A 14,703-nucleotide genomic window follows, 5' to 3' on the forward strand; every position below is an offset into this window, starting at 1 on the left:
CATCAGACTGAAACGCCCCGGGGTCCGCTCCGGGGCGTTTTTCTTTGTCCGGACCCCGACCTGCCACCGGATCAAATTTGCCCTCCGCGTGTTCAAACGGCACAGCTATCAAAACACCCGGGAGACCTCTGCATGCCGTTCACTCTCACCAAGGCTACCGTCGCCAAGTCGGTTGTCGGTCTCGTCGCCGCCTCGGCCCTCGTCGGGGGCTGTGCCTATAACGAGGCGCTGGGCCGCAACCAGTTCCTGCTGGTCGACAATGCGTCGCTGACCCAGCAGGCCGATCAGGCCTGGGCCGATGCCCTGCGGACCCAGCAGGTGTCGCGCGATGCGGCCGCCAATGCGCGGATCCGGCGGGTCGGAGACCGCCTGGTGCAGGCGGCCGGCCTGACCAACATCCGCTGGGACTATGCCGTATTCGTGGAGGACTCCCCGAACGCCTTCGTGCTGCCGTCCGGCAAGATCGGGGTCACCACGGGGCTGCTGGCGCTGGTCCAGAATGACGACCAGCTGGCGGCCGTCATCGGTCACGAGATCGGCCATGTGGTCGCCCAGCATGCGGCGGAACGGTATTCCAGCACGGCCGTGGCCAGCATCGGCCTGCAGGCCATCCAGGGCGCTTCGGGCGACTATGCCCAGGCGGTCGGGGCTCTGGGCGGCCTGGGCGCGCAGCTGGGCGTGCTGCTGCCCTTCTCGCGCCAGCATGAGCTGGAGGCCGACCAGCTGGGCGTCGACTATATGGTCCGGGCCGGCTATCGCGCCTCGCAATCCATCGCCCTGTGGCGGTTGATGGCGTCCCAGCGCCAGTCGCAGACGCCCGAGTTCGCCTCGACCCACCCGTCAGACGCCAGTCGCATCGACGCGCTGGAGCGCTATATCCAGTCCAAGGGCTATAACTGATCGCGGGAACTGATCAGGGGCCCAAGGTCGGGCTTGATCCCGGCCCGCGAGGCCGCTAGAGGACGCTCCTCGCGACGCGTGCCGCCTTAGCTCAGTTGGTTAGAGCGCCGGTTTGTGGAACCGGAGGTCCTCAGTTCAAGCCTGAGAGGCGGTACCATCGCGATGCCCGTCCCGCTTGACCGGGACGCGGCGATGGGCAGGCTGTGCCGATGACCGCTGCCCCCTCCGCCCCCGTACGCTGGGATCCCGACACCTATGCGCGGTTCGAGGCCGAGCGTGATCGCGCCGCGCTGGACCTGCTGGTGCGCCTGCCCGGCGATCTGGACCCGCGCGTCGTCTGGGACCTGGGCTGTGGCGACGGTCACCATGCCAGCCTGCTGAAGCGCCGCTATCCCCGGGCCGAGGTTCACGGCCTTGAGCAGAGCGCGGACATGCTGGCGGGGGCCGGGGCGCGGGACGATGCGGTCAGCTGGCATGAGGGCGACATCGCCGCCTGGGCACCCGAGAAGCCGGTCGATCTGATCTTCACCAATGCCGCCCTGCAATGGGTGAGCGACCACGATGGCCTGTTCCCCCGGCTGGCCGGACAGCTTGCCCGGCGTGGCGTGCTGGCGGCGCAGATGCCGATGGCCTTCGAGACACGGCACCATACCGTGATGCGTGCGGTGGCGGCCGAGGGGCCCTGGGCCGGGGTCTTGCAGGATGTGCCGACGATCGCACCCCTTCTGCCCGCCGAAACCTATTACGACCGGCTGGCCCCGGCATGCGCGGACATCGACATCTGGTCCACCACCTATCTGCACGCCCTGACAGGGGAGGACGCGGTCCTCAACTGGATGTCCGGCACGGCGCTGAGGCCGTATCTGACGGCGCTGGCCGGGACGCCAGAGCTGAGGGCCGGCTATCTGGTCGCGCTGGGCGAGGCGCTCAGGCGGGCTTTTCCGAAGCGGTCTGACGGCGTGACGCTTTTGCCTTTCCCGAGACTTTTTCTGCTGGCTCGGGCGCGGTGACGGTTTCGGCCTCTTCGGCCTCGCGGACACGGTTGCGGCGCAGGTCGGTGACCGGGCCGTCCAGATCGTCCAGCGCCGCGCGCGCCGCCTCATAGCCCGCCCGGACGGGGATGTCGTAGGCCTTCCAGTCGCGGATATCCATGCCCTCGGGCTCGGGCTGGATCAGCAGGTCGGTGGCCTTGCGCGAGGTTTCCACATCGGCGTCGCTGGTCAGGGTGGCGGCGCGCATGAGCAGGGCCACGATCGGCGGGCCGTTCTTCCAGTCGCCCGACAGGATCCAGCGCCACCAGGACGGCGGGTTCTGAAGCGCGGCAGGATCGACACCGCGCGCCTGGGACATGTCGACCCCGACTACGGGCCCGGCGTTCATCTGGCGCATGGTCTCGGCCGGGAAGTTGCGCAGCACCGCGCCGTCGACCAGGACCTGATCGTGCATGACGACCGGGGGCATGACGCCCGGGATGGCGATGGTGGCCCGCATGGCGCGCCGGAGCAGGCCGCGCCTGTGCACCTCGATCCGGCCGGTCGTCAGATTGGTCGAGACGGCGAAGAAGGGCAGGGGCATGTCGGCGATTTCCGTATCGCCATAGGCATTGCGCAGCAGGCGCGCGACCTTGCCCGCGCGGGTCATGGCGATCAGGGGAAAGGTGATGTCCGACAGGGGATCGCTGGCGACAAAGGCGCGCTTGATCTCGTCTTCCAGCTCGTCCTGCGACCAGCCGAGGGCGGGGCCGGCGGCGATGATCGCCCCCATGGACGACCCGCCCAGGAAGTCGAGCGGCACGCGGGCTTCGCGCAGGGCCCTGATCGCGCCGATGTGGGCATAGGCCCGGGCGCCACCGCCCGACAGGACCAGCCCGACCGCCGTGCCGGTGACGATCCGCGCCATCCGGGCGGCGTCTTCCGTGCTGCCGTCGGTGGCATGGAACCAGCGCCCCGGCTTGACCGAGTCCAGCCAGATGCCGGTGTTGGCGGGCTTGGGCATGCGCGGGTCGCGCAGCAGGATCAGATCGGTGCGCTGCTGGGCATCCAGCGCCGGGTTGCGCGGCAGGTTCGGCCCCGGGGGCATGTTGAGCGGATTGCCGACGATGAACAGGCGGTCGACCTGGCGCGTGCACAGCTGGGCCCAGGCGGGCTCATCCGCCTCGGCGACATAGAGGACAAAGTCGTGGGTGTCCTCGACCCGGCTGAACCAGTCGGCGACCGAGCTGAGGGCCGAATGGTCGATGATCTGGCAGGTAAAGCCCTGGGCCTGGATGCAGGCGGCGATCCGCTCGACAAAGGCCCGGATCGGGCGGGGCCGGGCCGAGATGAAGCCGAACACACTGGGCTCGCCCCCGCCCAGCGTCTGGTCGCGCGAGCGGCGGATCATCAGGCGTGACAGCTCGACCATCAGGTCCGGCTGGCTGCGGGCGGCCTCGAAGAAGGTCTCGCGCGGCAGGGCCAGGATTTCCGAATCGCGCAGGGCGACGACGCTGGCGGTATGGGGGGTGCCGGCCAGCATGGACATTTCACCGACCGGCTCGCCCGGCCGCACCACGCCCAGGAACCGCGGCGGCTGGTCGGCGCTGTGGCAGAAGACCCCGAGACGCCCGGAGCGCACCAGATAAAGGGTGTCGGCCGGGTCACCCTCGGCAAACAGCTGTTCCCCGCCGGTCAGGGCGAACCAGCTGACCTGGGTCTTGTCCCCACCCGTGAACAGGGTCTGCAGTGCCGCTTCGAGGGTGTCGGTGCGCGCCTTGGCCATAGGGCCTTATGGCAGATTCCGTGCGGCGCGGTCATCCGTTGCCTGTGCCGCTTGCTCCCTTTGCCCATCGGGGGAAAGCTGCCTAAAGGAGGGGCATGCCCAAGCTGACCTCTGCGATCGATCCGTCCAGTCCGGCCTTCAAGGCCCTGGAGAGCACCAACCGGCGTCTGCGCGACGAGCTGGCAGAGCGGGTAGCAGTCACCGTACGGGGCGGTTCGGACAAGTCCCGCGAGCGCCACGTCAGCCGCGGCAAGCTGTTGCCGCGCGGCCGGGTCGAGCGGCTGCTGGATGCGGGATCACCCTTCCTCGAGGTCGGGCAGCTGGCGGCGTTCGGCATGTATGACGATCAGGCGCCGGGCGCGGGCATGATCTGTGGCGTCGGCCGGGTGTCGGGCCGCGAGGTGATGATCGTTGCCAACGACCCGACGGTGAAGGGCGGCGCCTATTTCCCGATGACGGTGAAGAAGCACCTGCGCGCGCAGGAGATCGCCGAACAGAACCGGCTGCCGTGCGTCTATCTGGTCGACTCGGGCGGGGCGAACCTGCCGCACCAGGCCGAGGTGTTTCCGGACCGCGAGCATTTCGGGCGCATCTTCTTCAACCAGGCGCGGATGAGCGCGCGCGACATCCCCCAGATCGCCTGTGTGATGGGCAGCTGTACGGCGGGGGGCGCCTATGTGCCCGCCATGTCTGACGAGACGGTGATCGTGCGCAATCAGGGCACCATATTCCTGGCCGGGCCGCCGCTGGTGAAGGCCGCGACGGGCGAGGTGATCTCGGCCGAGGATCTGGGCGGCGCCGACACCCATGGCCGCAAGTCGGGCGTGGTCGACCATGTGGCCGAGAATGACGAACACGCGCTGGAGATCGTGCGCTCGATCGTCGCCAATCTGAACACGGTCAAGGATGTGCCGCTGGACGTGCGCGAGCCGCGCCCGCCGGCGCTGGACCCGGAAGAGCTGTACGGCATCATCCCCGACGATGTGCGCGCCCCCTATGATGTGCGCGAGGTGATTGCCCGCACGGTCGACGGCTCGGAATTCGACGAGTTCAAGCGCGACTATGGCACGACGCTGGTGTGCGGGTTTGCGCGCATCTGGGGCTATCCGGTCGCCATTCTGGCCAACAACGGCGTGCTGTTTTCCGAAAGCGCGCTGAAGGGCGCGCACTTCATTCAGCTGGCCTGCAAGCGCAAGATCCCGCTGGTGTTCCTGCAGAACATCTCGGGCTTCATGGTCGGCGGAAAGTACGAGGCCGAGGGCATTGCCAAGAACGGGGCCAAGCTGGTCACCGCCGTGGCCAGTGCCGAGGTGCCGAAATTCACCGTGCTGATCGGCGGGTCGTTCGGGGCCGGCAACTATGGCATGTGCGGCCGGGCCTACAGCCCGCGCTTCCTGTTCACCTGGCCGAACAGCCGCATTTCCGTGATGGGCGGTGAGCAGGCGGCCAGCGTACTGGCGACCGTGCACCGCGACGCCGACAGCTGGACCGAGGAGCAGGCCGAGGCCTTCAAGGCCCCGATCCGCCAGAAATATGAGGATGAGGGCAACCCCTATTACGCCACTGCGCGTTTGTGGGATGACGGCGTGATCGACCCGGTCCAGACCCGCGACGTGCTGGGCCTCGCGATCTCCGCCAGCTTGAATGCCCCGATCCCCGACACGCCGTTCGGCGTGTTCCGGATGTAAGTTTTTCCGCCCGTGCCCCATCCGGGGACAGGCCACTGAAAGGCGCTGACATGCCCGACAAGACCTCCACCGACGCCGACCTCAACGCCATGGACATCACCGATGCCGAGGCGCGCGAGATGAACCGCATTGCCCATCCCATGGTGGCGGGGGCGGATACGGATGCCGTCAGCGATCTGGTGTCGATCGAGTCGACGCCCGACGGGGCGGTGTTCATCACCATCAACCGGCCGGACAAGAAGAACGCCTTTGATGCGCGGACCATCGGCGCCCTCTATCAGGCGTTCGAGACCCTGCACGGGGCCGACCACATCCGCGTGGTGTTCGTGCGCGGGGCCGGCGGCACCTTCAGCGCCGGCGCCGACCTGACCTGGATGGCGGCGGCCGTGGACTGGTCCGAGAGCGACAATCGCTCGGACGCGATGGGGCTGGCGAAGATGCTGAAGGCCCTGCACGACGTCCCGGCGCTGACGGTGGCGCTGGTCGAGGGCGCGGCCATGGGCGGCGGCGCGGGCATTGTCGCGGCCTGCGACATGGCCGTGGCGGTCAAGGGCACCAAGTTCGCCTTCAGCGAGGTCAAGCTGGGCCTGATCCCGGCGACCATCGCCCCCTATGTGATCGAGGCGGTCGGCGCGCGTCGCGCCCGTGCGCTGTTCCTGACGGCCAATATGTTCGACGCCGACTATGCCGCCCATATCGGCCTGGTGGATGCGGTGGTGCCGGATACGGCGGCGCTGGACGGCTTTATCAGTCACCTGAGCGGGACACTGGCGGTCTGTGCGCCCGGCGCCATGGGCGAGGCCAAGCGGCTGGTCCACGACGTCGCCCACCACAAGGTCGATCATTCCCTGATGGAAGACACCGCGCACCGGATCGCCCGCGCGCGGGTGTCGAAAGAAGGTCAGGAGGGCGTGCGCGCCTTCCTCGACAAGCGCAAGCCGCGCTGGGCGGAATAGGACGCGCTGATGTTCAAGTCTGTACTGGTCGCCAATCGGGGCGAGATCGCCTGCCGCGTTTTCCGCACCGCCCGTGCCATGGGCCTGCGGACCATCGCCGTCTATTCCGAGGCAGATGCCGACGCCCCGCATGTGCGCATGGCCGATGAGGCTGTGCTGCTGGGGCCGGCGCAGGCGAGCGAGTCCTATCTGGACGGGGCCAGGGTGCTGGCGGCCGCGAAGGCGGCCGGGGCCGAGGCCATCCACCCGGGCTATGGCTTCCTGTCGGAGAACGCCGACTTTGCCGAGGCGGTGAAGGCGGCGGGGCTGATCTGGATCGGGCCGCCCCCGGCGTCGATCCGCGCCATGGGCCTGAAGGATGCGGCCAAAAAGCTGATGATCGAGGCGGGCGTGCCGGTCACGCCCGGCTATCAGGGCGAGGACCAGGCGGCAGAAACGCTTAAGGCCGAGGCCGACCGCATCGGCTATCCGGTGCTGATCAAGGCGGTGGCCGGCGGTGGCGGCAAGGGCATGCGCCGGGTCGACCGGGCCGAGGATTTTGCCGATGCGCTCGCCAGCGCCCAGCGCGAGGGCCAGTCCTCATTCGGCGATCCGCGCGTGCTGATCGAGACCTATATCACCCGGCCGCGGCACATCGAGGTGCAGGTGTTTGGCGACACGCACGGCACCGTCGTGCACCTGAACGAGCGCGACTGTTCGCTGCAGCGCCGCCACCAGAAGGTGATCGAGGAGGCTCCGGCCCCCGGCATGGACGCGGAAACGCGCGAGGCCGTGACCGCCGCCGCCTTGCGCGCGGCGCAGGCCGTCAACTATGAGGGCGCGGGCACGATCGAGTTCATCGCCGACGCCAGCGAGGGCCTGCGGGCGGACCGCATCTGGTTCATGGAGATGAACACCCGGCTGCAGGTCGAGCACCCGGTGACCGAGGCGATCACCGGCGTCGATCTGGTCGAATGGCAGCTGCGCGTGGCGGCGGGTGAACCCATCCCGCTGAAGCAGGACGAGATCGGCATCCACGGCTGGGCCATGGAGGCGCGGCTGTATGCCGAGGACCCCGAGAACGGATTCTTGCCGTCGATCGGGCCGCTGGACCACTTTGTCCTGCCGCCGGCGGATACGGGCACGGGCGACCCCGAGGATTTGACCGATCCGGCGGAAGGACCCCTGCTGCGCGTCGATACCGGCGTCGAGGAGGGCGGCGAGGTCAGCCAGTTCTACGATCCCATGATCGCCAAGCTGATCGTCCATGCGGAGACGCGCGAGGCGGCGGCGGAGTATCTGGCCGAGGTGTGTCGCGAGGTCGAGGTCTGGCCGGTGCGCACCAATGCCGCCTTCCTTGCGCGCTGTCTGGAGCACGCGCGGTTTGTGGCCGGCGATGTGGACACGGCCTTCATCGGCGCCGAGGAGGAGGTGCTCCTGGCCCCGTGGACGCTGGACGAGGGCGGGGCGCTGGCCGCTGCCGTTGCACTGACGCATGAGGCGCGCAAACACATTCTGGACGGCGAAGGGGTTGAGACACCGTGGGCGACCGCGCCCGATCTGGTCGGCTTTCGCCTGAACCGGCCGGCGACCCTGACGGTACCGGTGAGAGCGGGCGCGGAGACGCGCGTGGTCGAGCTGACGCCGGACGGTGACGATGGCTATGCCGGACAGCTGGACGGCGCCGCCATCCCTGTTCGCCCCTGGCCCGGTACCGGCCCGCGCGAGTCCTGGTACCGGACCTCGGTGGGTCTGGGCCCGGACCGGGCACCGGTGCCGTACAGCTATCTCCCCGATGAGCATGCGGTCGTGATGTTCCGCGAGGGGCGGGCCTGGCGCGTCGACGGTCGGGCGGCCGCCGCGATCGGTATGGCCGAAGCGGGCGACGGCAGTCTGCGCGCGCCCATGCCGGGCAAGGTGGTGGCGGTGCCGGTCAAGGCGGGCGATCCGGTGAACAAGGGTCAGCCTGTGGTCGTCATCGAGGCGATGAAGATGGAACAGGCGCTGACCGCGCCCTATGATGGCGTGGTCGAGAGCATCGGCTTTAACGTGGGCGATCAGGTCGGGGCCGATGCGGTTCTGGCGGTCGTCACAGCGAGGGACGAGTGAGATGAAACATGCAGCACTGGCCCTGGCCCTCGCGGCAGGACTGATGGCGACTCCCGCCCTGGCGCAGCCGCAGGACCCTGTGTCGCAGGCGAACCAGCGTGACATGGAATGTGCCGCCCTGTTTGCGGCCATCGGGGGGTTGCAGCCGGAAGAGGCTGAAGGTGCGGCCGTCGGCATGACCTATTATCTGGGGCGACTGGAGGGCCGAAATCCCGGCACCAACCAGGTGACGCAGTTCTTCGAATGGGTCAGTTCCATGACCGAGGAAGAGTTGGCGGTGATGCTGGACGCCGCTGCGCCCCGTTGCGGGGAGGAAATGCAGACACTGGGCGGGTCCCTGATGAAGGCGGGAAGCGCCCTTGCCGGCTGATCCGGTCTGATGCCGCTTCACATGATCAAGCTGTGCGTCGGTGTGGCCAAGGTCGACACGCTGGAACGGCGCGCGGCCAAGGGCGACTGGCTGACCGTCCACACGCGCATGACGCCCAAGCGCGCGAGCGAGCTTGAGGACGGCGGCTCCCTGTACTGGGTGATGAAGGGCTCGGTGGTGTGCCGTATGCCGATCGTCGACATCACCACCCGGGGCGAGGGCAAGACCTCCCAATGCCTGATCCAGCTGGCGCCCGAGGTGATCCGCACCGCGCCCCAGGCCCGGCGGCCGTTTCAGGGCTGGCGGTATCTGGAGCCCAAGGACGCGCCGCCCGACCTGTCGACCATGGACGCCGGTGACCTGCCGCCCGAGCTGGCCAAGCAGCTGCGCGAAATGGGGGCGTGGTGAAGAAGTGGCGAGTGGCGCGTGATTAGTGGCGAGTAAGAGGCTATAGCGCGCGCCCCGGCTCAATCGCCCGAACGCGTCACTCGCCACTCGCCCCATGCCCGTATCCCCCGCGACCCGAACCGTCCTGCGCGACCTGCTGACACTGGCCTGGCCGGTGGTGCTGGCGCGCATCGGCATCATGGTCATGGGCCTGACCGATGCGATCGTGGTCGGCAATTTCTCGAGCACGGAACTGGCCTTTCACACCCTGGCCTGGACGCCGACCTCGATCGTGATCACGACGGCGGTCGGTCTGTTGCTGGGGGTGCAGGTGATGACGGCGCGGCGGCTGGGCGAGGGGCGTCGCAGCGACGTCGGCGCCGTGCTGCGCCGGGGCCTGCTCTATTCGCTGTGGCTGGGTGGCGGGTCGATGATCGGCCTGATGCTGGTCGGGCCGTGGGGACTGGCGTCGATCGGGCTGGAGGAGGGCCTCGCCGAGGGCGCGCGTCTGCCGCTGCTGGTCTTCTCCCTGTCGATGCCCGCCTATCTGGTCAGTGTGGCGGCGCAGTTCTTCCTTGAGGCGCTGGGCAAGCCCAAGCCGGGCATGGTCGCCATGTGGGTGGCCAATGGCGTCAATCTGGCGCTGAACCTGTTGCTGGTGCCGGACCTGCTGGGGCTGGGCGTGGACGGCGCGCTGGCCTCGTCCTGGGCGACCTTCTTTGCGCGGGCGGCGCTGGCCGTGTTTCTGATCGTCTATATCGTGCGCCTGCCGGAAGCCCGGGCGCTGGGCATCTTCCGCAAGGCGCCGAAGGATCCGCTGGCCGAGGCCGAACAGCGCAAGGTCGGCTATGGCGCGGGCTCCAGCTATTTCATCGAGGTCGGGGCCTTTGCCCTGATGACGCTGATCGCCGGTCGGCTGGGCACGAACGAGACCGCGGCGTGGGCCGTGGTGCTCAACATCTCGGCCATCGTCTTCATGATCCCCATGGGCCTGTCGTCCGCCGCCGCCGTGCTGGTCGGGCGGGCGTTCGGAGCAGCGGATGCGCAAGGGGTGATGCGCGCGGGGCTGGTCAGTCTGGCGGTGATCTCGACCCTGACACTGGTCGTCGCCCTGATCGTCTGGCCGACTGCGCCGCTGCTGATCGGCGCCTACAGCCGCGACCCGGCTCTGATCGCGATTGCGGTGCCGGCGCTGGTGCTGGCGACCCTGTTCTTCGTCGCGGACGGGATTCAGGCGGTCGCGGCCCAGTCCAACCGGGCCGCGGGTGATATCTGGTGGCCGACCATCATGCATTTCACCGCCTATGGAGCCGTCATGATGCCGCTGGGCTGGGTGCTGGCGCCGCGCATGGGGGTGGACGGCCTGGTCTGGGCCATCATCATCGCCAGCCTGGTGTCCTCGGCCCTGCTGACCGGCCGGTTCATCCGCATCGCCCGACGCATGGTGCGGCTGGCGCCCGGCTAGGCAGGGGCGAGCGGCAGGGTGACGGATCGCCCGACGCCCTCTATATCCCACGGCTTCCCCGAACCCTGCTGCCCCCGGACACCCATGGCCCGCATTCTGATCACCTCGGCGCTGCCCTACATCAACGGCATCAAGCACCTTGGGAATCTGGCCGGGTCGATGCTGCCCGCCGATGTCTGGGCGCGGTTCAAGCGCGGGCAAGGCCATGAGGTGCTCTATATCTGCGCCACGGACGAACACGGCACCCCGGCCGAGCTGGCCGCTGCCGCCGCGGGTCAGGATGTGCGGACCTATTGCGACGAGCAGCACCAGATCCAGAAAGCGGCGGGCGAGGCGTTCGGCCTCAGCTATGACTGGTTCGGCCGGTCGTCGAACGCGCCCAACCGGCATCTGACCCAGCATTTTGCAAAGGTGCTGGAGGACAATGGCCTGATCGAGGAACGCGTCGATCAGATGATCTATTCGATCGACGACGGGCGCTTCCTGCCGGATCGCTATGTCGAGGGGACCTGTCCGCACTGCGGCTATGAGAAGGCGCGCGGCGACCAATGCGACAACTGCGGGCGGCTGCTGGACCCGATGGACCTCAAGGACCCCTATTCCAGCGTATCCGGCTCGCGGAACCTGGAGGTGCGGGACACCCGGCACCTGTATCTGCTGCAGACGAAGCTGGAGGGCCGCATCCGCGACTGGATCAGCTCAAAATCAGACTGGCAGACGCTGGCGCGCTCGATCGCGCTGAAGCATCTGGACGAGGGCCTGATCGACCGGGGCATTACCCGCGACCTGAAGTGGGGCGTGCCGGTGGTCGGGCCGGACGGCGGACCGCGCCCGGGCATGGAGGGCAAGGTCTTCTACGTCTGGTTCGACGCCCCCATCGAATACATCGGCGCGACCGAGGAATGGGCCGAAGCGACCGGCACGACCTGGCGCGACTGGTGGCGCACCGATGAGGGCGCCGACGACGTTCGCTACGTCCAGTTCATGGGCAAGGACAATGTCGCCTTCCACACCGTCAGCTTCCCGGCGACCATTCTGGGCTCGGGCGAGCCGTGGAAGACGGTCGATACGCTGAAGGCCTTCAACTGGCTGAACTGGTATGGCGGGAAATTCTCGACCAGCCAGGGCCGGGGCGTCTTCATGGATCAGGCGCTGGAGCTGCTGCCGGCGGATTACTGGCGCTGGTATCTGACGGCCTATGGCCCCGAGCATTCGGATTCGGCCTTCACCTGGGAGCAGTTCCAGTCGGCGATCAACAAGGACCTGGCCGATGTGCTGGGCAATTTCGTCAACCGGATCGTCAAATTCACCGAGTCGAAATTCGGCGGCGTCGTACCCGAAGGCGCACCCCTGACCGACGAGGACCGCGCCTTCCAGACGCAGATCAACGACGCGATCGCCGAGGCTACCGCCGCCTTTGAAGCCATGGAGTTCCGCAAGGCGGCGCAGGCCATTCGTGCCGCCTGGGTGCTGGGCAATGAATATCTGCAGGTCGCCGCGCCCTGGACGGCGTTCAAGACCGACCCGGAACGGGCCGCCACGGCGGTGCGGTTCGCGCTGAACCTGGTGGCCCTGTTCGCACGGCTGGCGGCGCCGGTCCTGCCGTTCACCGCGCCGAAGATTGCCGCAAGCGTGGGCGAGAGCGACCTGGGCTGGCCGTCCGCGGATGAGGACTGGCTGGCGCGCGTGCCCGTCGGTCGCCCGGTTCAGGCCGCCGAGGTGCTGTTCCGCAAGATCGAGGACGAGCAGGTCGCCGAATGGGCGGCCCGCTTCGGCGGCGGCGAGGGCTAGTTCGCCGCCGGCTCTTCCGCCGGCATCGTCTGCACGGGCGGGGCGTCCGCCGGGTTTGTCGGCACGGGGGGCGTAGTCAGATCGCTGTCCTCGGTGCGGACGCCGCGCAGGTGCTTGGCCGCTTCCTTTTCACCGATGTCGAGGAAGCCGGGCGCCGAGGCGTTGTGTTCTTCCAGATTGCCGGTGCGGACCACGACCGAGCGATAGCCGTCCCAGATCATGTGCAGGGCGACATAGAGCACGATCACCAGGCCGACGTAGCCGATCCAGCGGTGCTTGTTCAGCAGTTTGGCGATGTAAGTGGCGGCGACCCCCATCAGGGCGATCGACAGCACCAGACCGAACACCATGATCCACGGGTGATCGTGGGCTGCACCGGCCACGGCCAGCACATTGTCGAGTGACATGGTGATGTCGGCGATCATGATCTGGACCAGGGCCGCACCGAACGACTTGCGCTTGATGCCCATCTCTTCGGGCGAGGCACCGCCCCCGTGGTGCGCGGCCAGCGCCATTTCCATGGCCTCACCGGATTCGGCCTGGTCGTGGGTGCGCTGCTCCTGCAGTTCGCGCCACATCTTCCAGCAGACCCACAGCAGCAGGAAACCGCCAGCCATCAGGAGGCCGACGATGGCCAGCAGCTGGACGGTGATCAGTGCAAAGCCGATGCGCATGACGACCGCGGCGGCGAGGCCGATCAGAATGGCCTTCTTGCGCTGCTCGCTGGGCAGGGCGGCGGCGGCCAGGCCCACGGCCACGGCATTGTCGCCGGCCAGCACCAGATCGATCATCAGCACCTTGCCGAGCGCGGTCAGCTGGCTGGCAAGTTCGGGGGAGGCGAGAAATTCCATGGCGGCTCTCTAATGCCAAATCGGGGCGGCTGTCATCAGCCTGTTTGCTTGCGCGACGCCTCATAGAGGGCGATGGCGGCGGCGTTCGAGACATTGAGGCTTTCGAAGCCACCCGGCATGGGGATGCGGGCGAGGGTGTCGCAGTTTTCGGCCACCAGACGGCGCAGGCCGTCGCCTTCCGAGCCCATGACCAGCACGGTGGGACGTTCGTCGAGCGCCTCGTCGAGCGTCATCTCGCCTTCGCCCTCAAGTCCGACGATGTGCCAGCCGGCCTCCTGCAGGGTGCGCAGGGCGCGCGACAGATTGGTCACCCGGGCGCAGGGCAGGCGCTCCGTCGCGCCGGCTGCCGTCTTGGCCAGCGGACCGGCCAGCGCCGGGCTGTGCCGGTCCTGAACGATGATGCCGCGCGCGCCGAAGGCCAGGGCCGAGCGGAAGATGGCGCCGACATTCTGCGGATCGGTCAGCTGGTCCAGCATGACCAGTATGCCGCGTGCCGGGTGGGCCAGGTCGTCCAGATCGGCGCCTTCCAGCGGCTTGACCTTGAACACCAGACCCTGATGCACGGCGCCGGGCGGCACAAGGCGGGCCAGCCGGTCGGCCTCGACCACCTCGACCGCATGGCCGTTCAGCAGCCTGTCGCGCTCCAGTTCGGCGGCACGGTCGGCCGTGGCCATCAGGCGGCCCATGCCCTGACGGGCCGGATTGGCGAGCGCCGCCAGAACCGGGTGGCGACCCCAGATCAGGGAATCAGGATCCAGCCGGTCGCGACCCTTGTCGCGCCCCTGGTCCCGGGGTGGTCTGGCGTCCCACGGGTCGGGTGTGGAGGCGCGATCCCCCTTGCGGCCGGGCTTTGCGGGCTCTGCAGCGCCGCTCCGGGGGGGTGGTTTACGACCTGATTTCCGGTCGTTGCGTTCGCGGTTCGACGACACTATAAGACGCGCTCCGATTTGGGAGCCCAAGGGCTATCCGGGTTGGGCACCCCCTCTAACGCAGGCGATGCCCGAACCCGAAGCCTTTATTCGACATTGATCCTTAGGGGTCGGGTCGGAGGCCTGATGACGATCCGGTACGTGCTTGGGGGAATGTCCCGAGTGGCAAAGGGGGCGGACTGTAAATCCGCTGCGTAAGCTTCGCAGGTTCGAGTCCTGCTTCCCCCACCACGCACGTCCGGGATCGCCAAGGGCCGGTGTCCAGACCGGAACCGGATGGGGTGCCCACCACTTACGGCGGACACCGCATTCTCTGCGCGGGTATAGTACAATGGTAGTACAGCAGCCTTCCAAGCTGAATATGTCGGTTCGATTCCGTCTACCCGCTCCAGGTTTTTGATAGCACTCAGCGCCCCTCAACCCGGGCCATCAGGAGTTTTGGCCATGGCCAAGGAAAAGTTTGAACGCACCAAGCCGCACTGCAACATCGGCACGATTGGTCACGTTGACCATGGCAAGAC

The 14,703-nt window shown here is 68.0% G+C and carries 13 protein-coding genes and 3 tRNA genes; 13 read left to right on the top strand and 3 right to left on the bottom strand.

Annotated elements, in window-relative coordinates; genetic code table 11:
- The first annotated feature begins 132 nt into the window (after nt 1-132).
- The 3 genes from V7672_RS13950 to V7672_RS13960 all read left to right on the top strand — a co-directional run bounded on the left by V7672_RS13950 (nt 133) and on the right by V7672_RS13960 (nt 1,910).
- Nucleotides 133-900: a M48 family metallopeptidase gene (locus V7672_RS13950; protein ID WP_335625175.1), complete on the top strand. Its 768-nt coding sequence runs from the start codon at nt 133-135 to the stop codon at nt 898-900.
- Nucleotides 901-980: 80 nt separating this feature from the next.
- Nucleotides 981-1,057, top strand: a tRNA-His gene (locus V7672_RS13955).
- Nucleotides 1,058-1,109: 52 nt separating this feature from the next.
- The gene (locus V7672_RS13960) at nt 1,110-1,910 is read left to right on the top strand and encodes a methyltransferase domain-containing protein (RefSeq protein ID WP_335625176.1); all 801 of its coding nucleotides are present in this window, start codon (nt 1,110-1,112) and stop codon (nt 1,908-1,910) included.
- Here V7672_RS13960 and V7672_RS13965 read toward each other — a convergent pair.
- Nucleotides 1,828-3,657: a patatin-like phospholipase family protein gene (locus tag V7672_RS13965; protein ID WP_335625177.1), complete on the bottom strand. Its 1,830-nt coding sequence runs from the start codon at nt 3,655-3,657 to the stop codon at nt 1,828-1,830. The genes V7672_RS13960 and V7672_RS13965 overlap by 83 nt on opposite strands.
- Nucleotides 3,658-3,752: 95 nt before the next feature.
- On the opposite strand from V7672_RS13965, the gene V7672_RS13970 reads away from it, so the two are divergent.
- From V7672_RS13970 to metG, 7 genes are all read left to right on the top strand, one after another.
- Entirely contained in the window at nt 3,753-5,345 is a 1,593-nt protein-coding gene (locus V7672_RS13970) for a carboxyl transferase domain-containing protein (protein WP_335625178.1), read from the top strand.
- 89 nt (nt 5,346-5,434) lie between these two features.
- The gene (locus tag V7672_RS13975; RefSeq protein WP_442889513.1) at nt 5,435-6,301 is read left to right on the top strand and encodes an enoyl-CoA hydratase-related protein; all 867 of its coding nucleotides are present in this window, start codon (nt 5,435-5,437) and stop codon (nt 6,299-6,301) included.
- Nucleotides 6,302-6,310: 9 nt separating this feature from the next.
- Complete coding sequence (locus V7672_RS13980) at nt 6,311-8,389, top strand: acetyl/propionyl/methylcrotonyl-CoA carboxylase subunit alpha (RefSeq protein ID WP_335625180.1); 2,079 nt, start codon at nt 6,311-6,313, stop codon at nt 8,387-8,389.
- Between the two features lies 1 nt (nt 8,390).
- Nucleotides 8,391-8,759 carry a hypothetical protein gene (locus V7672_RS13985; protein WP_335625181.1) on the top strand — a complete coding sequence of 123 codons (369 nt, stop codon included), beginning with the start codon at nt 8,391-8,393 and terminating at the stop codon, nt 8,757-8,759.
- 9 nt (nt 8,760-8,768) lie between these two features.
- Nucleotides 8,769-9,167, top strand: a complete 399-nt coding sequence (locus V7672_RS13990; protein ID WP_335625182.1) for a DUF1489 family protein — start codon at nt 8,769-8,771, stop codon at nt 9,165-9,167.
- A 94-nt stretch (nt 9,168-9,261) separates the two neighbouring features.
- Nucleotides 9,262-10,611, top strand: coding sequence for an MATE family efflux transporter (locus V7672_RS13995; protein WP_335625183.1), 1,350 nt, complete (start codon nt 9,262-9,264; stop codon nt 10,609-10,611).
- 84 nt (nt 10,612-10,695) lie between these two features.
- Nucleotides 10,696-12,402, top strand: coding sequence for a methionine--tRNA ligase (metG, locus tag V7672_RS14000; RefSeq protein ID WP_335625184.1), 1,707 nt, complete (start codon nt 10,696-10,698; stop codon nt 12,400-12,402).
- Here the strand turns inward: metG and V7672_RS14005 are convergent.
- Nucleotides 12,399-13,253 carry a TerC family protein gene (locus tag V7672_RS14005; protein ID WP_335625185.1) on the bottom strand — a complete coding sequence of 285 codons (855 nt, stop codon included), beginning with the start codon at nt 13,251-13,253 and terminating at the stop codon, nt 12,399-12,401. The two genes, metG and V7672_RS14005, sit on opposite strands and share 4 nt — an antisense overlap.
- Nucleotides 13,254-13,288: 35 nt before the next feature.
- Nucleotides 13,289-14,182 carry a 23S rRNA (guanosine(2251)-2'-O)-methyltransferase RlmB gene (gene rlmB, locus V7672_RS14010; RefSeq protein ID WP_442889515.1) on the bottom strand — a complete coding sequence of 298 codons (894 nt, stop codon included), beginning with the start codon at nt 14,180-14,182 and terminating at the stop codon, nt 13,289-13,291.
- Nucleotides 14,183-14,329: 147 nt separating this feature from the next.
- Here rlmB and V7672_RS14015 point away from each other — a divergent pair.
- From V7672_RS14015 to V7672_RS14025, 3 genes are all read left to right on the top strand, one after another.
- Nucleotides 14,330-14,413 (top strand) — tRNA-Tyr (locus V7672_RS14015).
- Between the two features lie 86 nt (nt 14,414-14,499).
- Nucleotides 14,500-14,573: transfer RNA gene (locus V7672_RS14020), tRNA-Gly, on the top strand.
- A 53-nt stretch (nt 14,574-14,626) separates the two neighbouring features.
- Nucleotides 14,627-14,703 (top strand): hypothetical protein (locus V7672_RS14025; RefSeq protein ID WP_007443273.1); only part of this gene is annotated, 77 nt, incomplete at its 3' end.

The organism is Brevundimonas sp. (assembly GCF_036963785.1).
GTDB lineage: Bacteria > Pseudomonadota > Alphaproteobacteria > Caulobacterales > Caulobacteraceae > Brevundimonas.